The organism is Chitinophaga sp. H8, assembly GCF_040567655.1.
Classification (GTDB): domain Bacteria; phylum Bacteroidota; class Bacteroidia; order Chitinophagales; family Chitinophagaceae; genus Chitinophaga; species Chitinophaga defluvii.
In genome coordinates this window covers 2,955,796-2,978,825 of the sequence record NZ_JBEXAC010000001.1, presented here as the reverse complement: position 1 = coordinate 2,978,825, position 23,030 = coordinate 2,955,796, and the positions used below count along the sequence as shown (strand labels likewise).

The 23,030-nt window shown below is 44.8% G+C and carries 16 protein-coding genes; 9 read left to right on the top strand and 7 right to left on the bottom strand.

The genetic code is table 11. The features are described from left to right. Positions 1-6 precede the first annotated feature (6 nt). Complete coding sequence (locus tag ABR189_RS11300; protein ID WP_354660596.1) at positions 7-399, top strand: response regulator; 393 nt, start codon at positions 7-9, stop codon at positions 397-399. Positions 400-423: 24 nt separating this feature from the next. On the opposite strand, the gene rpe is transcribed toward ABR189_RS11300, so the two are convergent. The 5 genes from rpe to thrA all read right to left on the bottom strand — a co-directional run bounded on the left by rpe (position 424) and on the right by thrA (position 7,165). Beyond that, a complete protein-coding gene (gene rpe / locus ABR189_RS11295) occupies positions 424-1,089 on the bottom strand; it encodes a ribulose-phosphate 3-epimerase (RefSeq protein ID WP_354660595.1) in 666 nt (221 codons plus the stop codon). 166 nt (positions 1,090-1,255) lie between these two features. After that, entirely contained in the window at positions 1,256-2,260 is a 1,005-nt protein-coding gene (locus tag ABR189_RS11290) for a tetratricopeptide repeat protein (protein ID WP_354660594.1), read from the bottom strand. 156 nt (positions 2,261-2,416) lie between these two features. After that, entirely contained in the window at positions 2,417-3,718 is a 1,302-nt protein-coding gene (gene thrC / locus ABR189_RS11285) for a threonine synthase (protein WP_354660593.1), read from the bottom strand. 34 nt (positions 3,719-3,752) lie between these two features. After that, on the bottom strand, positions 3,753-4,676 hold the full coding sequence (locus ABR189_RS11280; protein ID WP_354660592.1) for a homoserine kinase: 924 nt from the start codon (positions 4,674-4,676) through the stop codon (positions 3,753-3,755). A 47-nt stretch (positions 4,677-4,723) separates the two neighbouring features. Next, complete coding sequence (gene thrA / locus ABR189_RS11275) at positions 4,724-7,165, bottom strand: bifunctional aspartate kinase/homoserine dehydrogenase I (protein WP_354660591.1); 2,442 nt, start codon at positions 7,163-7,165, stop codon at positions 4,724-4,726. Between the two features lie 801 nt (positions 7,166-7,966). On the opposite strand from thrA, the gene ABR189_RS11270 reads away from it, so the two are divergent. The 5 genes from ABR189_RS11270 (at position 7,967) to ABR189_RS11250 (ending at position 14,590) form a co-directional block, all read left to right on the top strand. Next, complete coding sequence (locus tag ABR189_RS11270) at positions 7,967-9,124, top strand: homogentisate 1,2-dioxygenase (protein ID WP_354660590.1); 1,158 nt, start codon at positions 7,967-7,969, stop codon at positions 9,122-9,124. A gap of 44 nt (positions 9,125-9,168) precedes the next feature. After that, positions 9,169-10,299 carry a 4-hydroxyphenylpyruvate dioxygenase gene (gene hppD / locus ABR189_RS11265; RefSeq protein ID WP_354660589.1) on the top strand — a complete coding sequence of 377 codons (1,131 nt, stop codon included), beginning with the start codon at positions 9,169-9,171 and terminating at the stop codon, positions 10,297-10,299. Between the two features lie 587 nt (positions 10,300-10,886). After that, positions 10,887-11,636 (top strand): L,D-transpeptidase family protein, encoded by a 750-nt coding sequence (locus ABR189_RS11260; RefSeq protein WP_354660588.1) that lies wholly within the window; start codon positions 10,887-10,889, stop codon positions 11,634-11,636. Positions 11,637-12,200: 564 nt separating this feature from the next. Beyond that, positions 12,201-12,773, top strand: a complete 573-nt coding sequence (locus ABR189_RS11255) for a gluconate 2-dehydrogenase subunit 3 family protein (RefSeq protein ID WP_354660587.1) — start codon at positions 12,201-12,203, stop codon at positions 12,771-12,773. A gap of 119 nt (positions 12,774-12,892) precedes the next feature. Then, positions 12,893-14,590, top strand: a complete 1,698-nt coding sequence (locus ABR189_RS11250) for a GMC oxidoreductase (RefSeq protein WP_354660586.1) — start codon at positions 12,893-12,895, stop codon at positions 14,588-14,590. Between the two features lie 166 nt (positions 14,591-14,756). On the opposite strand, the gene ABR189_RS11245 is transcribed toward ABR189_RS11250, so the two are convergent. Further along, positions 14,757-15,752, bottom strand: a complete 996-nt coding sequence (locus tag ABR189_RS11245; protein WP_354660585.1) for a helix-turn-helix domain-containing protein — start codon at positions 15,750-15,752, stop codon at positions 14,757-14,759. 240 nt (positions 15,753-15,992) lie between these two features. On the opposite strand from ABR189_RS11245, the gene ABR189_RS11240 reads away from it, so the two are divergent. Beyond that, the gene (locus tag ABR189_RS11240) at positions 15,993-18,398 is read left to right on the top strand and encodes a TonB-dependent receptor (protein ID WP_354660584.1); all 2,406 of its coding nucleotides are present in this window, start codon (positions 15,993-15,995) and stop codon (positions 18,396-18,398) included. Positions 18,399-18,426: 28 nt separating this feature from the next. Continuing rightward, positions 18,427-19,662: a DUF4374 domain-containing protein gene (locus ABR189_RS11235; protein WP_354660583.1), complete on the top strand. Its 1,236-nt coding sequence runs from the start codon at positions 18,427-18,429 to the stop codon at positions 19,660-19,662. A gap of 122 nt (positions 19,663-19,784) precedes the next feature. On the opposite strand, the gene ABR189_RS11230 is transcribed toward ABR189_RS11235, so the two are convergent. After that, positions 19,785-22,169: an ABC transporter permease gene (locus tag ABR189_RS11230; RefSeq protein WP_354660582.1), complete on the bottom strand. Its 2,385-nt coding sequence runs from the start codon at positions 22,167-22,169 to the stop codon at positions 19,785-19,787. A gap of 342 nt (positions 22,170-22,511) precedes the next feature. Between ABR189_RS11230 and ABR189_RS11225 the strand changes: the two genes are divergently transcribed. Further along, the gene (locus ABR189_RS11225; protein ID WP_354660581.1) at positions 22,512-22,955 is read left to right on the top strand and encodes a CBS domain-containing protein; all 444 of its coding nucleotides are present in this window, start codon (positions 22,512-22,514) and stop codon (positions 22,953-22,955) included. The last annotated feature ends 75 nt before the right edge of the window (positions 22,956-23,030 follow it).

Here is a 23,030-nt window from a genome sequence, read left to right as displayed (position 1 = left end):
CCTTTTATGAAGTTGATCAATATGGTTTTCATTGTGGATGATGATCCTATACACCAGCAGATAGCGCAGATCATGATAGAACGGCAGGGGATAAGTAAAGATATCCGCACCTTTTCGGATGCGCAGGAGGTACTGGATTATATGAAACAGCATTTAACACATCCGCAGCACCTGCCAGATGTTATTTTGCTGGATCTCAACATGCCGGTAATGGACGGGTGGGACTTTTTAAACGAGTATGCAGGTTTCCAGGAGATACTTGCCAAGCCCATTAAAATTTTTGTACTGACCTCTTCAATTGATGAGAAAGATAAAGAGCGGGTTCGTACTTATTCATTTGTAACGGGCTATCTGACCAAGCCACTTTCCAAGGAAATTATCACACACCTGGCTGTGTAAGCCATACCCAGGGTGTACATCCTATTACCTGTTTGCTTCTTTTAACAAGTGGATGGTGTTTTCCGGATTCGCTGCAGAGAATACAAAACTGCCGGCTACCAACACATCAGCGCCGGCTTTTATCAGCGCAGCCGCATTATCCAGCGTAACGCCTCCGTCTACTTCAATCAATGCATGCGCTCCCTGTTGCTGTATCATGTCCCGCACCTGTGCAATTTTGTGATAGGTTTGCGGAATGAATGCCTGTCCGCCAAACCCTGGATTAACACTCATCACCAGTACTACATCAATATCACCAATAATATTTTCCAGTACATTTACCGGGGTATGCGGATTCAGCGCTACGCCCGCTTTCATCCCCAGACCTTTTATCTGCTGGATATTCCTGTGCAAATGGATACAAGCTTCTGCATGTACCGTTAATATATCGGCACCTGCTTTTTGAAAGGCGTCCGCATACTTCTCCGGCTCTTCTATCATCAGGTGTACATCACAAGGCTTGCGTGCCGCTTTTTTTATTTGTGCAATCACCGGCAGGCCATAACTGATGTTCGGTACAAAACGGCCATCCATCACATCCAGGTGAAACCAGTCTGCTTCACTCCGGTTTACCATCTCCACTTCTTTACCCAATTCCAAAAAGTTTGCCGCCAGGAGGGACGGGGCAATCAATACTTGCTGTTTTTCCAAAATCGAAATGTTTAATTCTATGTAAAGCTAGTAAAAATAGCTGTTAGCTTTTAGCCATTAGCTTTTAGCTTATTGCATTTTACTGGAAGTAATGAAAAATAGGCTGTATATTCTCTTTGATAAACATGACATAATCGGCTAATGGCTAAAAGCTAACAGCTAATCGCTATTTTAACAACCTATCCAGTGCCTGCTGTGCTTCAGGATATGCTTTTTTGAACGAAAGCGCTTTGGTATAATCTTCTATGGCCAATGTTTTATTGCCCAGTTTTTCGTAGCACGAAGCGCGGTAGTAATAGGCGGCTGCATCGGTAGGGGAGGTTTTGGCAGCCATGTTAAAATACTGCACACCTTCTTTCCAGTGCTGCTGTGCCATGCTTATTTTTCCGAGCGACATATACGCCGCCTGATAACCGGGATCTGTTAAGATAGCCTGACGATAGGATTTTACAGCATCGGCAGTTTTGCCCAGCTGTTCCTCGTATTGTCCTTTGCTATATAATGGTTCCGCATTGGTGGAGTCCAGCTGGTAAGCAAGATCATAATAGTGGAGTGCGGCAGGGGAGCGTTGCGCCTGCAGCAGATCGCCCAGTTCCATTACGGCATCATATTCACTGTGCGGGCCGGCAATGGAAATGGCGGCGGTGAGGTGTTTGATGGCCTGCGCAGTATCCCTGCGGTCTTCCGCAATACGTGCCTTGAGGTAATAGGCCTGGTCACGCGGTCCCTGGCCATGTGCCAGAATATCTGCCAGGCTATCGGCCGATTTATACGACTGGTTTTCCACCATGGCGGTAGCCAGCCGGTATTGAAGATACCCATAACCGGGAGCTGTTTGCAGGGCCTGATGAAAATGCGCTACTGCTTTACTGTATTCATTATTCAGTAGCGCTGCTTCACCTGCGCCTGCCCAATAATCCGTAATGGCAGGGGCCAGCGCACCGGCTTTTTCAAAATCTGTTTGTGCGAGTTTAGGGTGCGTATTGAATAGCAATAAGCCACGCCGGTAATACAGCTCATGTTTCTCCGGGAATTGCTGAATAGAATCTGTATAGGGAACGATGAGGGGGCTGTACAACACGGTATCGGCGGCAGTAGTAACAGCTTGCCTGTGGGTGCTGGATTGGCACGACAGGCAAGCTGTTAAAAAGAGTATTGCTAAATACTTCATGAATATTGATTTGTGATGATGCCAGGTTGGCCATGTTTAAAGCGTGAACCAGCTATATTAGCATCAGCCCTCAAATCTATAGTGTATAATTGTAAATCCGAAATATCAATCCGGCAGCCGCGGGGCTATTACATAGTGGCCTGCTGCTACAGGTTGTTATCCGTTGGCCAGCAGCCATTGTTTCAGTGCAGCGTAATTGTCTGGCAGTAAAACAGCTGCTTTGGGCTGGTCGTACAGTTCCTGAATACGTGCCGGAGCGGTTATTTTATCCTGTAACCCTGCCGGGGCAGTATCAGCAAATTTTATGGGATGTGCTGTTTCCAGGAAAATGCCTGCCGTGCCGGGAGCGGGTTGGAAGTATTTTTCCAGTCCCAGGTAGCCTACCGCCCCATGTGGGTCCAGCATGTAATGGTGCTGTGCCCATACTGTTTCCATTGTTGTTACGGTAGCCGCATCTGTAAAACTGCCTGAAGTCAGCTTTTCGCGGAGGGCAGGCAGGTTATCGGAGAATAACCGCAATATGCGTACGAAATTGCTGGGGTCGGCTACATCCATCGCGTTGGACAGTGTAGGCGTAGCTTTGCCTGGGGTATATTTTCCGGTTTCCATAAACCGGGGTACCGTATCATTAATATTGGTAGCAGCAATAAACCGCTGTACCGGCATGCCCATCGCTGCTGCCATCATCCCGGCGCAGATATTGCCGAAGTTACCGCTGGGCACAGAAAATACCAGGTGTGGATAGGCCTGTTTCATTTGCTTGTAGGCCAGGAAGTAATAGAACATCTGTGGCAACCAGCGGGCTACATTGATAGAGTTGGCCGACGTAAGCTGGCAGTGTGCCTGCAGGTCGTCGTCCAGAAAAGCTGTTTTTACCAGCTGCTGGCAGTCGTCAAAAGTGCCTTGTATTTCCAGGGCTACAATGTTTCCGCCCAGGGTGGTAAGTTGTTTTTCCTGCAGGGTGCTTACTTTACCGGAAGGGTAGAGGATCACCACACGTATGCCGGGTACATTATAGAACCCATGTGCTACTGCACCGCCGGTATCGCCGGAAGTAGCTACCAGTACCGTAACAGGCCTGGTGCTGTTGCGGCGGAAGTATCCCAGGCAGCCTGCCATAAACCGGGCGCCCACATCTTTAAATGCCAGCGTGGGCCCATGAAACAGTTCCAGCGCATAAATATGATCGGCTACTTTTTCCAGTGGAAAGGGAAAGTGCAGCGTGTCTTTAATGATTTGTTTTAAATCCGCTTCCGGAATCTCGTGGCCAACAAAAGGGCTGATGACACGGTAAGCAATATCCAGGTCGTCATATTGTTCCAGGTGGTCAATAAAATCCTTGTCCAGCTGCGGAATATGATCGGGAAAATATAATCCTTTATCAGGTGCCAGGCCTTTTACCACTGCTTCTTCAAAGGATACCCGGTGCTGGGGATTTTGTAAACTATAATAATGCATGCTTTGATCAGTTTAGCTGTTTTGCAGGGTACGATTAAATAACTTTCACCCCCTGTGTGTTGATTTTGGACACATAGATTTTATAATCCACGCCCAACGGTGCATAGATGGTATCCATCATAGCGGCTACCTTCCTCGCATTTTCTTCTCCTTTGCTCAGCATAAATACAGAAGGGCCGGATCCGGAGATACCACCGCCCAATGCGCCGGCATCCTTGCATTTGGTTTTGAGTGCGTAGAAAGCCGGAATGAGGATGGCACGTACCGGTTCTACAATAACATCTTCCAGCGCCCGGCTGATCAGGTCATAATTTTCCTGGTACAATCCTGCTACTAACGCCCCTACGTTTCCCCATTGGCGGATAGCATCTGTCATCAGTACTTTTTGTTTCAGGATCTCCCGCGCATCAGAAGTTTTTACCTCTATCTGGGGATGTATCACGCTTACCCATAAGTCGGCAGGTGTATGCAGGCTGGTAATATCCAGGGGCTTATAACTTCTTACAAGGGTAAAACCACCCATTACTGCAGGCGCTACATTGTCGGCATGCGCCGCACCACTGGCCAGGCGTTCGCCTTCCATTGCAAAGCGCACCAGTTGTTTAGGGGTAAAAGGCTGCCCCAGCAAATGATTGACCCCTACTACCGCTCCAGCACTGCTGGCAGCACTGGAGCCAATACCACTACCGGGATGTATGTTTTTGAATATTTCTATGTCAATGCCAATATCCGGGTTGGCATACTTCTGTAGTAATGCCTGTACAGCTACGCCCGCTACATTCTGCAACGGATCTGTAGGCAGATTAGCGCCGTGAATAGCGGATATGGTAATACCGGGTTTATCGGTTCTTCTTAATATCATTTCATCTCCGGGGGCATCCATGGCCAGGCCTATTACATCAAAGCCACAGGCTACGTTGGCCACGGTACCGGGAGCAAATACTTTTATAGCATCCATTACTTACAGTTTACGGTCTTTAGTATGCAGTGTTGTTTTTGTGACGCTTACCGCGCCGTTCTGATAATATCCGCAAAGATACCGGAGGCGGTAACATCGGCTCCTGCGCCAGCACCTTTTACGATCAGCGGTTGGGCTGCATAACGGTGGGTGGTATACAATACGATATTATCTTTTCCTTCCAGGTTGTAGAACGGATGATCGGGGGCTACAGATTGTAAGCCAACGGATGCTTTGCCGTCTTCATACTTTGCTACAAACTTGAGCTTCTTGCCCACTGCATCGGCTTGCTGGCGGATAGCCAGGAAGTGCCCGGCATGTACATCCAGCTGTTCGTAGAAATCGGCTACAGAAGGAGCGTCCAGACAGGCTGCGGGCAAAAAGGAATGATTGGTAATATCATCCAGTTCCATCACTGCACCGCTTTCACGTGCCAGGATCAGGATTTTACGCATCACGTCCACACCGCTCAGATCTATGCGTGGGTCCGGTTCGGTATAGCCTTCATCCTGTGCGGCCTTTACCACTGTCCGGAAACTGGCATCCTGCACAAAATTGTTGAATACAAAATTAAGGCTACCGGAAAGTACGGCTTCGATGCTGCGCACTTTATCGCCGCTTCTGATCAGGTCGTTCAGTGTATTGATCACAGGAAGCCCGGCTCCTACATTGGTTTCAAAAAGGAAAGAGGCATTAAACTGACGCCCCAGGTCTTTCAGCTTTTTGTAATCACTGTATGCTGATGAACAGGCAATTTTATTGCAGGTTACCACAGAAATACCATGCTGTAAAAATTCTCCATATACTGCAGCTACCTCTTTGCTGGCAGTATTATCTATAAATACACTGTTGCGCAGGTTAAGGGTTTTGATCATCTGCACAAAGGCGGGCATATCGGTAGGCTCACCGGTGGCCAGCTGCTCCCGCCATTGTTCCAGGTCAAAACTATTATCCTGCAGCAGCATCTTTTTGCTGTTGGCCAATCCAATAACCCGTACCTGCAAGCCTAATTCGTTTTGCAGGTAAGTATTTTGCTGGTGCAGCTGCTCCAGTAGCTTGCTGCCTACATTGCCTACGCCGGCAATAAATATGTTCACCTGCTTTAAAGGCGTTTCAAAAAAGGCTTCATGCAATACGTTCAGGGCTTTCCTGATATCTGCTTTATTGATAACGGTAGAGATATTTTTCTCTGTAGAACCCTGCGCAATCGCTCTTACATTCACGCCATTCCTGCCCAGGGCGCTGAATAATTTGCCGCTGGTGCCATGGTGGTTTTTCATTTTATCTCCCACGATCGCTACAATGCTCATGTCCCTTTCTACAATCAGCGGTTCTATATGCTTTTCCTGTATCTCCTGGGAAAACTCGCTGTCTACTGCTGTTTTGGCTTTCAGCATATCCACTTCATGAATACCTACGGTAATAGAGTGTTCCGACGAGCTCTGGGTAATTAATATCACGTTGATCCGTTCCTGCAGCAGGGCGTCAAACAGCCTTTTGGAGAATCCGGGGATACCTACCATGCCGCTTCCTTCCAGGGTAAGCAGGGCGATATGCTGGATACCGGAAATACCGGTAACCGGGAAGCTGCGGTCTGCATTGTCCTGAATGAGGGTGCCATGATCGGCAGGGGCAAAAGTATTTTTGATCCAGATCGGAATACGTTTGTCCATGACAGGTTGGATGGTAGGAGGGTAGATCACTTTAGCGCCAAAGTGAGATAGCTCCATTGCTTCCTCATAGGAAATATGGGTGATGGGAATGGCCTGGGATACCAGGCGGGGATCGGCCGTCATCATACCACTTACATCTGTCCAGATGTCCAGCACTTCTGCATGGGTAGCAGCAGCGATGATAGCAGCAGTGTAATCAGAACCACCCCGGCCCAGGGTAGTTGTTTCTCCGCTGGGGGAGCGAGCTACAAAACCAGGAAATACGATATAGTCGGCCGGGGCTGCCTGGAAATATTCAGCGATCTGATGATTGGTAGCCGGAAAATCTACCCGGGCATTACCAAAATATTCATCCGTAACGATCAGCTCCCGGCTGTCTTTCCACCCGGCATACAGCCCTTGTTGCTTTAATTTTTCTGCTACGAGGACGGAAGAGATCAGTTCTCCGAAGCTCATAATTTTATCTAAAGAGCGTTTACTCAGCTCACCTACCTGGAATATACCATCACACAGGCTTTCAAGCGTATTGAGTTTTTTCTTTAGCTGACTGATCAGGCTGCTTTGTGCAGTAATAGGAAACAGTTCCCGGATCGTATCCAGATGCCTGGTTTCAATTTCCTGTAAAATCACCCGGTATTGTTCCTGTCCTTGCCCGGCGAGTTGTCCGCATTGAATCAGCTTGTCCGTAATACCACCCATAGCTGATACCACAATGGCATACTGTCCGGCTGGTTTATGGTGCTGAAGAATGTGACAAACCTGTTCTATTGCCTTGGTACTTCCCACAGAAGTGCCGCCAAATTTTAATACTTGCATGCTAAAGAATATTTATACGAAGAAAAGCTCCGGACCTTTCCGGCTGTGTACCACGTTCCCGTGATCGATGGATGATATGTGATTACTAACCCCGCAATGGGGTTGTAATGGTGGTGGATGTGATAATAGTGCTGTGGCATGTACCGGAGATGGCACATGTGGCAGAAAGGATATATGTATGGAAACGTTGCACTATTTAGTATAATTTGACTTTCTGATAACAAAAGTGGTGGTTTAATTCCATAATTGCAAATGCAGGCTGGTATTTTTGATTTTAACTAAAAAAGAACTTAAATACTGAATGAAATTTCATAAATGATTGAATGTTTGGAAAATATTCTATCAAAAGAGGTTTATTTTAAAGAATGATAAACGTGGTTTGATCCTGTTTGCCAGAAAATTCCTACGATTCATATATTTTCAAGACAATTTAATGACAAACAATGACTTGGGCTAGTGCTTTTTCTCACCAGGAAGGAGCCCTATATCATGGATTTGTTTGGTATTAGAAAATATACTTAACTTTAGCCAGTAAAAAATTAGCCACTTGTCGGTACTGTTGAAATATACATCCAAAAGCCAGCTCAGCTACTATTTTCTCATGGCCACCCTCGCCATGGATTCGGCTGCATGATAAGCGGTATAAACCACCCATCTTCCTGTACATTATTCGTAACTTTATAGTGGTTAAACCTGCTCACCGTTTTCTGCGAATTACTTATACATCGATCTAATTTATTGTATCAGGGGCGTATCAGCGTACCATATATTTTGCAGCACCCTTAAAATTTATTTACCGGCATGCCACAATACCATCAATTGGGACAAATTCCGCATAAGCGTCACACCCAGTTTTACAAACCGGATGGCACCCTTTACTCGGAACAATTGTTTTCCACAGAAGGCTTTTCTTCCCATTATTCGTTGCTGTACCATTGTCATCCGCCTACAGAGATTGTAAAAGTAGACACACCTTATAGTGTAGCGCCGGAAGTGGCAGAAGAAAAAATGTTAAAACACCGGAGCTTCCAGGGATTTGATATAAAAGGGGAAGATGACTTTCTGCACAGCCGCAAAGCCGTGCTGGTCAACAGTGATTGCCATATCGTTCTGGCTGCTCCCCGCCATAGTATGCAGGATTACTTTTATAAGAATGCAGATGCGGACGAGCTCATCTTTGTACATGAAGGCAATGGGGTATTAAAATCACAATACGGACAACTGGAGTTTGGTTATGGCGACTACCTGGTGATTCCAAGGGGCACGATCTACCAGATCACTTTTGCCAATGAAAACAACCGGCTTTTTATTGTAGAGTCGTTTAGCCCGATACGTTATCCCAAAAGATACCTGAGCCATTACGGGCAGTTGCTGGAACATGCTCCTTTCTGTGAAAGGGATATCCGTCAGCCACAAAATCTGGAAACAATCGACCAGGAAGGCGACTTTCTGATCAACATAAAAAAGAAAGGGGTGATATACCCCATCCACTACAAACACCACCCATTTGATGTTATTGGCTGGGATGGATGTGAATACCCGTTTGCCTTTTCTATCCACGATTTTGAACCGATCACCGGGCGGGTGCATCAGCCCCCGCCGGTGCATCAAACCTTTGAAGGTACCAACTTCGTGGTGTGCTCTTTCTGTCCCCGCCTCTTTGATTATCACCCGCTGTCTATCCCGGCGCCTTACAATCACAGCAATATTGATAGTGATGAAGTGCTGTATTATGTAGATGGGGATTTTATGAGCCGCAAACATGTCACCCGTGGTATGATCACCCTGCATCCGGCAGGTATTCCGCATGGCCCGCACCCCGGTGCGGTGGCCAAAAGCATAGGGGCAAAAGAAACAAAAGAACTGGCGGTAATGGTAGATACCTTTCATCCGCTGCAAATAACAACAGCTGCCCTGGGCATAGAAGACAAAGACTATGTGATGAGCTGGGCAGAATAAATAACCGTACTTAAAATTAATCCACACCAAAACAATCTTACTTTATGGAAACTGCAGTTAGTAATGCGGCCACTTTACAGGACCAGCACGACTTTTTACCATTGAACGGCACTGATTATATCGAATTTTATGTGGGGAATGCCAAACAGGCTGCCCATTATTATAAAACCGCATTTGGTTTTCAATCTGTCGCCTATGCCGGCCCGGAAACTGGCGTGAAAGACCGTGTATCTTATGTACTTATTCAAAATAAGATCCGTTTTGTTTTAACCACGCCTTTATTCCCGGGTAATGAAATCTCCCGGCATATTGATAAGCATGGCGATGGAGTGCGGGTGCTGGCACTCTGGGTAGATGATGCCCGCGCTGCTTTTGAAGAAACCGTAAAAAGAGGGGCAGAGCCTTTTATGCAGCCTACCCTGGAAAAAGACGAACATGGGGAAGTGGTGCGCAGCGGTATCCGTATCTATGGGGATACCGTACACCTCTTCGTGGAAAGAAAAAAATACAATGGTCCTTTCCTCCCCGGCTTTAAAGAATGGAAAACAACTTACAATCCTGCCAACACCGGATTGCAGTATGTAGACCATTGCGTAGGTAATGTAGGCTGGAATGAAATGAATACCTGGGTAGGATTCTATGAGCGGGTAATGGGCTTCCGTAATCTGATCTCTTTTGACGATAAAGACATTTCTACCGAATACACGGCCCTGATGAGTAAGGTAATGAGCAACGGTAACGGCCGCGTTAAATTCCCCATCAACGAACCGGCAGAAGGTAAAAAGAAATCCCAGATAGAAGAATACCTGGACTTCTATGGTGGCCCGGGGGTACAGCACGTGGCCATCGCTACCAATGATATCATCGAAACCGTAGGTGAGCTGCAAAAGAGAGGCGTGGAATTTCTGACAGTTCCGGCATCCTATTATACCACCCTGAAAGAAAGGGTAGGCGAAATAGATGAAGATATCCGCCCGCTGCAGGAACTGGGTATCCTGGTAGACCGGGATGATGAAGGGTATCTCCTGCAGATCTTTACCAAACCCATACAGGACCGCCCTACCATATTCTTTGAAATCATCCAGCGCAAAGGCGCCAAATCTTTCGGGAAAGGCAATTTTAAAGCACTCTTTGAATCTATCGAAAGAGAACAGGCATTGCGCGGTAACTTATAAGTTACAAGGGTTGTTCCCCTGCCTGCTATAAAAGACACATTTTCGATCGCTGATAGGTTACAATTCAACCGGCTGCCCGCAAATCGCGCGGCAGCCGTTTTTTTTAGCTGTTAGCTTTTGGCTGTTAGCTATTAGCTTTCCTGTGTTTTGTTGCTAAAACTAGGGTCTATTCATCCGCTTCAATGCTAACAGCTAAGAGCTAACTGCTAACAGCTATTTTTTTTATTCATCCGCTTCAATGCTAACAGCTAAGAGCTAACAGCTAGTTAAAGATTTTGCTATTTTTACCAGCAATATTTAAATCACAGACACGTTTGTATGAGTACACAAACTTTATTTGGCATCTTGTTTATGCTGGGAGGGATTTTTCAGGCTATCACGGCTTTCCTTATCTACCAGGGCCACAGGCATTATATTCTACGGTTTGCAAATCGTAAAGTAGGAATTATAATATATGTTATCTTTGCTATATTGTTGTTCTTTCTGGGGTATATTACGTTGCTGAGATAAGCGGAAAAAGGTACCAATACAACGGAAAACGCAGTAATTACAGGGTCTGATTTGTTAAAATTTTGTTGAAAATTAATATGAAGCGGTTATTAGTTATAGCGCTGGCGCTGTTGGGAGCGAGTGAGATATATGGTCAGCAATCCTTTCTGGACAACCAGAAGCTGTTCCCGAAAGTAGGGGAAGCCTACCGGGAAAAAGAGGATCTGCTGAAAAAGGAATTTGAAAAGAAGGGACTTACCTATCCGGCAAAATACATCTTCATCCGTTCCTTTAAGCTGGACAGCGAAATGGAGGTATGGGTGAAAAATAATGTGGCGGATACTTTCCGGCTCTTTAAAAGCTACCGGGTATGTACCCTGTCGGGCAAAATGGGGCCTAAACGCAAGGAAGGCGACAGGCAGGTGCCGGAAGGGTTTTATTACATCAACGACTTTAACCCTAACAGCAACTACCACCTCTCTCTAGGAATCAATTATCCTAACTTTTCAGATAAGATCCTGAGCGATCAAAAAAAGCCGGGAGGAGAAATCTATATCCATGGCAGCTGTATTACAATTGGTTGTATTCCGCTGACAGACGAATTTATCAATGAAGTATATATCCTGGCCGTAAACGCCAAAAATGCCGGACAGGACTTCATTCCGGTACATGTGTTCCCGGTTAAATTTGGTAACACCCGGTCATTGGATTACCTGGGTACAGTATCGCTCACCGACAACTCTTCCCAGCAATTCTGGGTAGAGCTGAAAACAGCTTACGACTACTTTGAGAAACATCATAAACTACCGGTAGTACTGGTAGATAATAAAGGGAAATACATCCTGTAAATCTTTCCCATCAGCTTTTTAAAACCCCGGTAAGTACTCCCTTACCGGGGTTTTTGTTTTTGCCCCGTTTCAAACCTCTTGTTGTAGCCGGAAATCCTTCACTACGGCTTATCTTGCATTCAAACCTATACTAAACTCCTTATTCAGCCTACCTTTCCTTATAGATAAAGCCTATATAAAGCCTATATGAAGCCTACATAAAGGCTAGATAAGACCTACTTAAAAAGGGAGGCTTTATCTGGGCTTTATATAGCCTTTGACCAGGCTTTATCACGAGTTTATTAAAGACGTAACCCTGGGTATACACCGCTGTAACACCGGGGAAGCCCTGGAGGAGCTACCAGTGTGGCGCTACTGGGTAGGGAAGTTCCGGTAAAGTGCTCCCTATTAGAAGGCTATTATGGGTACCAGTGGAGAAAAAGGCTTGATTTATACAGGTGGTATATATAAAAAGAGAGGGAAAGCGTTAAAATTACGCTATGCATCACCTGCATTCCTAATTTTTTTTATGAAATATCATTTTTTTTATGAAACTTGAGCAAAGGTCAAATTAACTTACTATATATGAACAGAAGAGAAGCTATAAGGAACGTAGCCCTTTTATTGGGTACAGCTATTTCTGCTTCCACGTTATCAGCGTTGCAGGGATGTACGGGTTCCGCACCGAAAAACTACGTGTTACAGCAACCGGAAACCAAATCGTTGCTGGCGGAGATCGCTGAAACCATCATCCCGGAAACGGATACGCCGGGAGCTAAAGCGGCCAAAGTAGAAGACTTCATTGTTACGATGATGAATGACTGCTACAAACCCGAAGATCAGAAAGTGTTCCTGGAGGGGTTGAAAAAAATAGATGAAGCTAGTGACGCCAAATTCAAGAAAACATTCATCAACATCACACCGGAACAACGCACAGAGCTGCTCACGGAAATTGATAAAGAGCGGGTAGCTTATAATAAGCGCGAAAACAAAAAGCCGGAAGAGCCTACCCACTACTTCCAGTTTATGAAGGAACTGACCCTGTTAGGGTATTTCACCTCTGAACCTGGTGCTACCAAAGCATTACGTTATGTACCGGTACCCGGAAAATATGAAGGTTGTGTACCTTACAAAAAAGGCGATAAAGCCTGGGCATAGCATCTTTTAGCTGTTAGCTTTTAGCTATTAGCTTTTAGGGATTGCCTTTTGCTCAGGACTGAATTATTGATGCTAACAGCTAATAGCTAACGGCTAATAGCTTCTTAAAATTAGATGCCATGAATCTGAATATAAAAGCGAAGGATCAGAACACCTACGATGCCATTGTGATTGGCTCTGGTGTAAGCGGTGGATGGGCTGCTAAAGAATTGACTGAAAAAGGGCTGAAGGTATTGATGCTCGACCGCGGCAAACCCCTGGAACACGTAAAGGACTACGATACCGCTACCAAGAATCCCTGGGAGTTTCCGCATAGAGGAAGAATTACGGTAGAGCAGCGGGAAACACATCCCAAATTGAGCCGTGACTATCCCTATAGTGAACACAATGAAAAATTCTGGATCAACGATTCCCAAAGTCCGTATAATGAATCGAAAAGATTTGACTGGTATCGTCCGGATATCGTTGGTGGCAAATCCATCATGTGGGGCCGTCAGTCTTATCGACTGAGCGATATGGACTTTGAGGCGAACCTGAAAGATGGGATAGCGGTTGACTGGCCTATCCGGTATAAAGATATTGCACCCTGGTACGATTATGTAGAACGCTTTGCAGGTATCAGCGGACAAAAGGAAGGCTTGCCCCAATTGCCCGATGGGCAATTTCAGCCGCCTATGGAAATGAACTGTGTGGAAAAGGACGTGAAAAAACGCATTGAAGAGCAATTTAAGGGCCGTATTATGACCATCGGAAGGGTAGCCAATCTTACCCAGCCGCTTCCCGGCAGAAGCAACTGCCAGTACCGTAACCTGTGTAGCAGGGGATGTCCGTTTGGCGCTTATTTCAGTACACAATCTTCTACTTTACCGGCAGCAGTGAAAACAGGCAATCTTACTTTAAGACCTGATTCTATCGTGAATTCCATCATGTATGATGAGAAAACACAAAAAGCTACGGGTGTAAAAGTGATTGACAAGCATACTAAAGAAATGATCGAGTATTACGCCAAGATCATTTTTGTAAATGCCTCTGCCATCGGCTCTACCTTTGTACTGCTGAATTCTATGTCTAACCGTTTCCCTAACGGATTAGGTAATGATAGCGGTGTATTGGGCAAGTTCCTGATGGACCATCACTTCCGTACCGGCGCTTCGGGTATTGCAGAAAACTATGACGATAAGTATTTCTTTGGCCGCCGGGCTAATGGAATCTATATTCCCCGTTACCGCAACATCGGCAGCGACAAACGCGATTATATCCGTGGTTTTGGCTACCAGGGTGGTGCCAGCCGTGGCGGATGGGGTCGTGGTGTTGCTGAAATGGGCGTAGGTAAAGACTTTAAAGAGCGGCTCACAGAACCCGGACAATGGAGTATGGGACTGGGCGGCTTTGGCGAATGTTTGCCTTATGAAGACAACAAAGTAACGCTGGATACTTCTGTAAAAGATGCATGGGGACAACCCGTTCTCAACTTCGATGCTGAGTTTAAGGAGAATGAAATGAAGATGCGTAAAGATATGATGGAAGATGCTGCTGCCATGCTGGAAGCGGCTGGTATGAAAGATATCAAAACGTATGATAATGGTTCTTATCCTGGTATGGCTATCCATGAAATGGGTACCGCAAGGATGGGCCGTGATCCAAAATCTTCTATTCTGAACGAATGGAACCAGGTACATTCCGTGAAGAATGTATTTGTAACGGATGGTGCAGCCATGACCTCTGCCTCCTGCGTAAATCCATCGCTCACCTATATGGCGTTAACAGCGCGTGCTGCTGATTATGCAGTAAAAGAACTGAAGAAGGGCAATATTTAAAGAGCAGTTAGCTTTTAGCCTTTAGCTTTTAGCTGATTGCATTTTGTTTAACAAAGAGGAAATAAAGCAAAAAGTATATTTAAAGAGCTGATCACCTAATGTGGTCAGCTCTTTGCTTTTAGTATAAAATATAAACAGCAAAACACAATAGGCTAATAGCTAAAGGCTAAAAGCTAGTTAATTTTATCTTCCCCGGTGTAATCCCAAAATGCTTTTTGAAAGCAGCGGTGAAATTGGTAGCATCGTTATATCCCATAATGTCGGCTACCTGGGTGACATTTAATTCTTCACTGATCAGCAGGCTTTTGGCCTTTTCCATTTTGGCCTGATTCAGATAACTGAATACTGTAGTGCCAAAAACCTCTTTAAAGGCCCTTTTCAGGTTGTATTCATTGGTGCCTACCTGATGGGCCAGGTCTATCAGAGAACAGGGATTGCTGAGGTTATTAAGGATGATATTTCTTACTTCCTGCATCCGCTCCACTTCGCTTTTCCTGAGATGGCTGCATAAGGGGGGATTACCGGATATTTCTTCAAATTGTTCCAGTTGCAGCATCAGCAGCTCAATGACTTTGGCCTCTACCAGCATTTTCTTGAATACTCCTTTACGGTTGTTGTGGATGATTTCACGGATGATATTCAACATCTCCGGTGTGATGGGCATGTTATGCGGACTTAACAACGCCATCTTTCCTTTTTCGAGGTGTTGGGTAAAAGCACGGAATGCTTTTCTGGCAGGCAGGTACTTTTCAAAGAAAGCTGCTGATAAAATAATGTCCACCATTTCCTGTCCCTGCCCCGGTACCCAGGAGTTGGTACAGGATAACCAGGGATAATAGATCAGGTTATGCTGGTTCATATTGAAATTAAATACTTTCAGGTCAGTGCCTTCAAAGTTGTAAAGGAAGCTGGTGGAAATAGCAAACGTCATCTGTAATGCCGGAGTCTCCGACATGATCTTAAAATCTATATCCGTAGTACTATCAATGTTAACATAACAAAAGCACAGGTCACTGGAAGCGATGATCTTGTTTGTATCAACTACACCTTCTGCATAGTTGATACGATCAATTTCATCGATAGCTTCAGGGTCTGAGAGATTACACAAACCATTCGCAACAGCAATACCTTCCGGGTTAATACTTTGTACAGCTACAGTCATAATTTCTTTTTTTCATCGGATTAACTCCCTTTTTCATCGTTCCTGCTACAAGAACTGCTGATAACTTCGCCACCAAAATTAGGAGTAATATCAAATGAAGCCGTGCAACAGCGCAAAAATGACATTGAGATGAAATAGCAGGAATGCGCTGTGAGCCAATACGGGCAAGCCTTTGGGTGGTTTGTTCCGGTGAGATACCTATGCTATTATATTATGAAATAACAACTTTTAATAAGGATTATGACTAAAAAACTACCATTCATTCTTTTCCTGCTTGTTTTCCCCCTGTTGTTGCTAGCGCAGCATGGTGGAAGCATTTCCGGAACAGTCAGCAACACGGAAGGGGAACGTATTCCAAATGTTTCAGTGACGGTAAAAGGGATTAATAATAACGCAATAGCAGATGAAAACGGCAGGTTCAAAGTGGCACATCTGCCAGGTGGAAAATATGAGGTCATTTTCAGTGCGGTAGGTTTTCATGTACAACAGGTATGGATCACCGTAAAGGGTGGAGAAAACACCAACAGGAATATTGTACTAAAAGCAGCTTCCCGCGATATCAATGAAGTGAATGTAACAGGCAGAACCCAGACAGGGCAGGTAAACCGGCAGGCTTACCAGGTAACTGCCATCGATGCTACCAAACTGCATAATACTACCTTGGATGTGGCGCATGCATTGAATTATGTGCCAGGTATCCGGATGCGTGAATCAGGCGGACTGGGCTCCAGCATCGACTTCTCTCTAAATGGCTTTTCGGGCAACCAGGTGAAGTTCTTTATTGACGGGATCCCTATGGATAACTTCGGTAGTTCTTTCCGTATCAATAACATCCCTATCAATGTGGCTGAACGTATTGAAGTGTATAAAGGTGTAGTGCCGGTCACGTTAGGCGCGGATGCACTGGGAGGTGCTGTAAATATCGTGACCAAATCCGGCAGCACCAACTACCTGGATGCATCTTACTCATTCGGTTCTTTCAATACGCATAAATCCTCTGTCAACCTGGGAATTAATACGCCCAAAGGATTTGTGTTCCAGCTAAATGCTTATCAGAACTACTCAAAAAATAATTATTGGATTGAATCTGAAACACCGGTAGATCAGTATGGCACTGTTGAAAAAGTAAGGGCCAGGCGCTTTCACGACAAATATCATAATGAAATGCTGATGGTGAGCATAGGGGTAAGAAAGAAAAAATGGGCGGATCAGCTGTTGGTGGGATTTGATATAGGAAAAAATGAGGCGGACTCCCAGAATGGGGTAACTATGGAAGATGTATATGGACAACGCAAAACAAGCGGTACGGTACTGATGCCATCATTAAAATACCTGAAAAGAGATCTGGGCATTAAAGGACTCAACCTGAATGTGAGTGCCAACTACAACCTGGGGCATGAACAAACGACTGATACTGCTTTTGTGCAATACAACTGGCTGGGACAAATTGTAAAGGATTTTACCTACGGTGATCCCTCCCGGAAAGGTGGGGAAAGGAGCCGGATGAACTACCGCTACAAAGACCGGAATGGGCTGGCATCCGTTAACCTGAGCTACCAGCTTAATGATCATCATTCTTTTGTGGTGAATAACAATTATACCACCTTTAGCCGTACAGGCAAAGACCTGCTGAACGAAAGCGATCCGTATTATGAAAGACCCAGCGCTGTAAAGAAAAATATATTAGGCGTGGCCTACCGTTTCGACTATTCCGAAAAATGGAACCTGACAGCCTTCTTTAAACATTATAACCAGCATACCCGGTCGTTTGTGAATGTCAACAAAACAGACCAACCTACGCACGGTGATTATGCCTGGAGTACCAACCACTTTTCTGCAAATGGATATGGCCTGGCTACCACTTATTTTGTAAAGCAGGACCTGCAATTCAGGGCGTCTTATGAGCATGGCATCCGGGTGCCTACAGGCAGTGAATTGTTTGGCAATGTAAATACCCTCACCGGAAATTTTTCGCTGAAACCCGAAAGCAGCGAAAATGTAAACGTAGGTATTATTTATTCGCCTACCATCAACCAGGTACATCGTCTCATTTTTGATGCAGGGTTGTTGTACCGCTACTCCAGGGATTTTATCCGTCCAAGCCTTTCCAGAGGGCAGGCATACCGGATTCAGCAGATGGTGAACCTGCGGGATGTTGACAATAAAGGGGTAGAAGGCAGTATCCGCTATTCATTCAAAAATATTTTCAGAGTAGGTGCCAATATCAGCTATCAACACCTGATCAATCAAACGAAGTACGAAGGTGGAGCAGGCGATATTATCAGCATTGTATATAAAGACAGGCTGCCTAATATGCCTTACCTCTTTGGTAATGCAGATGCTGCATATACTTTCCGTAAAATTTTCTCCGGAAAAAATTCGCTGACCATTGGCTATAATCTGCAATACGTACACCAGTATTATGAGGGATGGCCCAGTTTAGGAAACAAAGATACCAAGATTACGATCCCTACCCAATGGAATCATAATGCCAGCCTGTTATACAGCTTTGGCAGCGGCAAGTATAACATCAACCTGGAGTGCCTCAACTTTACGGATGCCTTGTTGTACGATCATTTTAAACTGCAGAAAGCCAGCAGGTCGTTCAATGTCAAATTCCGCTATTACCTATTCAATATAAAATAAAGTACATCATACAATTAAAAAAGCAATCATGAAAAAAGTAAGATTACGTAGTGTCAGTGCATTTCTTATAGCAGCTTCCCTGCTGGCAGCCTGTTCCAAGAAGGATGGTGATAACACTGTAAATCCTCCGGAAGTCACAAAGGAAAAGTTTGTGATATCCGGTACTGCCGCTACTGCTGAACAGGATAAAAACTACCTTTTTGTATCTGATCTATTAAACAGCGGAAGCATTAACCTGCAGGGAAATGGTTATGAAACTAACGGTTCTACTTTACATATCCAGAATAATAAAGCCTTCTCTTTTAAATATAATCGCGGCAATGATGGTTTTACGGAAGTGTTTCAGCTCGATAATACCGGAAAACTGAAAGTAGCCAGCTCTTTCTCTGTAAAGTCGGTGAATGTATTTCTACCCTTTAAAGATCCTAAATACCTGCTGGCTTATAATATTGGCAGGAGCTTAACTACGTCCGGCACCGCTTACTGGATTGATACCGAAACCAATAAGGTAGCGAAGGATAAGGCTTTTAACCAGAACGTTATCACCTACAAAGGCAAACAGATTGATAATTACTATGCTTTTATCTATGGCTTCTTTGAATTCGGAAATTATATTTATGCGGTATATGCACCTACTTTTGGCGCTACAGGAACACAGGTGCCGCTGGACTACAGGAACATCGCTTTTGTATCGGTATTTGATAAGGAGATGAACTTTGTGAAGACGATTTCAGACGACCGTATGCCCTATATTGGCAGGTATTATACCGGTATCGGACTGGGACAAGCAGATAACGGGGATATCTATGCATTCTCCAATGGCGATGTGGAAAGTACGAACAATCATTCGGCATTCCTGAAGATTAAGAATAATGAATTTGACAAAGACTATTATTTTGATGTGGAAGCTATTGCTGGTAAAAGAATCCATTATGGCAAGTACCTGGGCAATAATGAATTTGTGCTGATGATGATAGACCGTAATGACGAAAAAGCAGCCAGCGAGGGCTGTAAACTGGCTATCGTGAATGTGGTGAATAAAACGTTTACGTGGATCTCCGGTATCTCTGCCAAGATCAATTACCAGGATTATGATTTCCCTTTGTTTGCCCAGAAAGGAAAAGCGTATATCGCATTATCTGAAAATGAATCGCTGAGCGTAATTTATGAAATTGATCCTGCCACTAAATCTGCGAAAAGAGGATTGGAGTTGAAGGGCATCAAAGAAATAACCGGTTTAGGCTACCTGGCACAACCGAAGTAATAAATAAGCTGTTAGCCTTTAGCTATTAGCTTTTAGCCTATTGTGTTTTGCTGCTGATACTTATATTAAAAAACAAAAAGTATTAAATAAACCGCAATCAGCTAAAAGCTAATAGCTAAAGGCTAATAGCTATTCTTCAGCCCCTTCACCGGACTAGCCATCGCAGCTTTTAGTGCCTGGAAGCTGACGGTACATAATGCGATGATCACTGCCAGCAATCCTGCCGTTACAAATATCCATCCATTCAGGCGGATGCTGTACGCAAAATGTTGCAGCCAGTTATGCATAGCCCACCAGGCGATAGGGGAGGCAATGAGCACTGCCAGTAATACCAGCTTAACATAGTCTTTCGATAGTTGAGTAGTAATACTGAGCACATTAGCCCCTAAAACTTTTCTGATACTGATCTCTTTGGTTCGCTGCTGTGCAGCGAACGTAGCCAGGCCAAACAGCCCCATGCCTGCAATCAGTACCGTGAGCCCTATAAATAGATTAAAAATACCTGCCAGGCGATCTTCCGCCTTAAACATGGCATTAAATGCATCGTCCATAAACTGGTATGCAAACGGATTTTCTTTATCAAACCGCTCATAGGTATTTTTGATACCAGCCAGGAGAGCAGGCAGGTTGGTATGCGGGGTGGTCTTCACAAGCATCGTAGACCCAAATGCTGTCCAGTAGGAGAGCGTGTCGGGGGCAACAAAAAGTCCCAGTCCATCGATCCTGCTGCTAAATGACTGGAAGTTAAAATCCCGGACCACGCCCGCTACGGTAATCACTTCTCCCGGAGGAGCGGTGATTTGCCGGTCAACGGGCTGGGAGGGCAGTTGTAGTTTACGTGCCAGCGATTCATTTACAACGATATGGCCTCTTTGAGCAATTGCTGCCGGTGTAGCCGGAGATACTTTCCACCTGATGCCCAGCAGGGATATGAAGTCGTTATCTACATTCAGCATTTTAAAAACCACGGGTTCGTTATTGTCATTACTGTTACCTCCGTACATGTCGTAACTGGTATACATGGGATAACGCATGGTAGCCACCTGTTTTACACCATGCAGGTTGGCCACATCCTTTTTAAAGGCGGGATAATGCGTGCCCATGCTTTTATGAATGGAGATCATGACTATATTTTCACGGTTTACCCCCGTGTCTGTATGCCGCATGTAATATAGTTGTTTGCCGATCACTATCCCACTGATGATCAGTGTTACTGCAATGACAAATTGCAGGGTGGTAAATAATTTCCGGACCCAGGCACCACCGCTGTTGTGACTCAGGCTTCCCTGGAGCGTGGTAATGGGCTTAAAAGCGGATAATACGATAGCAGGATAACTACCCGCTATGGCAGTAGTGCCCAACAGTAATATTGTCATAATTCCCAATGCCTGTACACCATTAACGAAAGATTCATCAATAGCAATTTGCAGGATATCCAGGAAGTACCGGTGTAAGAACAGGTAGATCAGGTATGCCAGCACAAATGCGAGGAGGGTGTATAGGGCAGACTCCATATAAAACTGCGCAGCAATGACCCTTCGGCTGGCGCCGGTTACTTTACGTACGCCAATTTCCTTAGCGCGTAAAGTAGCGCGGGCGGTAGACAGGCTCATGAAATTGACCAGTGCCAGTAATAAAACCAGTCCTGCCACAAAGGGAAAGATATGGAGGTACCTGATACCAGCAGCCTGGTCGGTATCCATCTCAAAGTGTTCATCCGCCAATGGGAGCAGATGATATTGGCTGTGCATTTCCGGATCACTTTTCTCAGCGGTGAGCTGTAAAGTTTGTTGCACAGGTGTGATGTCTGCTGCATGTTGCAGCAAAAAATAGGTTTTGAAATTGACGCCTGTCACCACATGTTGGTTTTCTTTCATGCCCTTCATGCTGGAAATAGCTGCCACAAAATCGGCCTGAATGCTGCTGTTGGAAGGCATGTTTTTCATCACGCCGCTTACCTGAAAAAGATAGGTGCTGTCAGCTGTCAGGTATAATACTTTGCCCACCGGATTTTGGTGTCCAAAATACTTTTGGGCCATCTTTTCTGAAACAACGATGGTAAATGGTTGTTGCAGTACAGTAGCAGCACTGCCGCTCACTAACGGAAACGAAAAAAAGTCGAAGAAATTAGCATCTGCATACAATAGCTGCGACTCCGGATACTTGACGGTTTTTGCGGCATTATTTACCAGCAGTGGCGCACCAAATGGTTTTTGTGTACGTACAAAAGCCTGTATGCGGGTATCGTTTTTGGCTGCTGCGGGGCCATATTCATAGCCCATATGGGAGGTGTTCACAGTTTGTCCGCCATAGGTACCGCTGGTATACACAGAGAAAATGCGGGATGTATTTTTATGGAAATGATCGTAACTGTGTTCATGCGCTACATACAGCATGATAAGCATGCATACCGCCAGTCCCAGTGCCAGTCCGCCGATATTAATACTGCTGTAAAGTTTGTTGCGCCATAAATTCCGCCAGGCAATTTTTAAGTAGTTCAGAAACATAGCGCTAATTAAGACAAGTTTTCGGATACCAGTTTTGTACGTGTACTATTATCTTTCGCTTCAATAAGCTAATGGCTAATAGTTGGTAGTTAACGGCTATTAATAATGTGCCAATAATATTACGTATGAAAGCTAGTATATTGAATATTTTTATTTGATGAATATGTTCGGTTATAGTACAACAGGATGTCCATTTTTGCGACAGCATCTTATGCAGCAACCAGCTGCAAAGCGTACTTTGTACGCTAAATATTAGTTCTCCACATGCCTTGCTTTTACCATTTAAAAGCATTAACTTAGAATTACTGGTTTTTCATTTCCTAACTTCTAAAAAGGCTTGCCATGGGAAAGGTACGTAACATCCTACAGGCCAAAGGACACGCAGTATATGCTATCCATCCTGACGACACCGTTTATGAGGCCCTGAAAGTTTTAATTGATAAAAATGTGGGGGCACTGGTGGTACTGGACAACGAAGAGAAATTTCTTGGTATGTTTTCAGAGCGTGACTATGCGCGCAAGGTGATCTTAAAGGGCAGGGCATCCAAAGAAACCCTGATCCGGGAAATTATGACCGAAAGACCTATTACTGTTACAGAAGATGATTCCATTGAAGAATGTATGGTAAAGATGACGGATAAGCGTATCCGCCACCTGCCTGTTACAGATGACAATAACCGCTTGATAGGACTTATTTCCATAGGTGACGTGGTAAAATACATTATAGACGATCAGAAATATGTAATCACCAGCCTGGAGTGCTATATTAATGGCACGCATCTCTGAAAACCTTAAAATTAAGTTTTGCCTTTTGCGAAAAAAAAGGTAAATTCAATATCATATACCCTATGCCGTTATTGA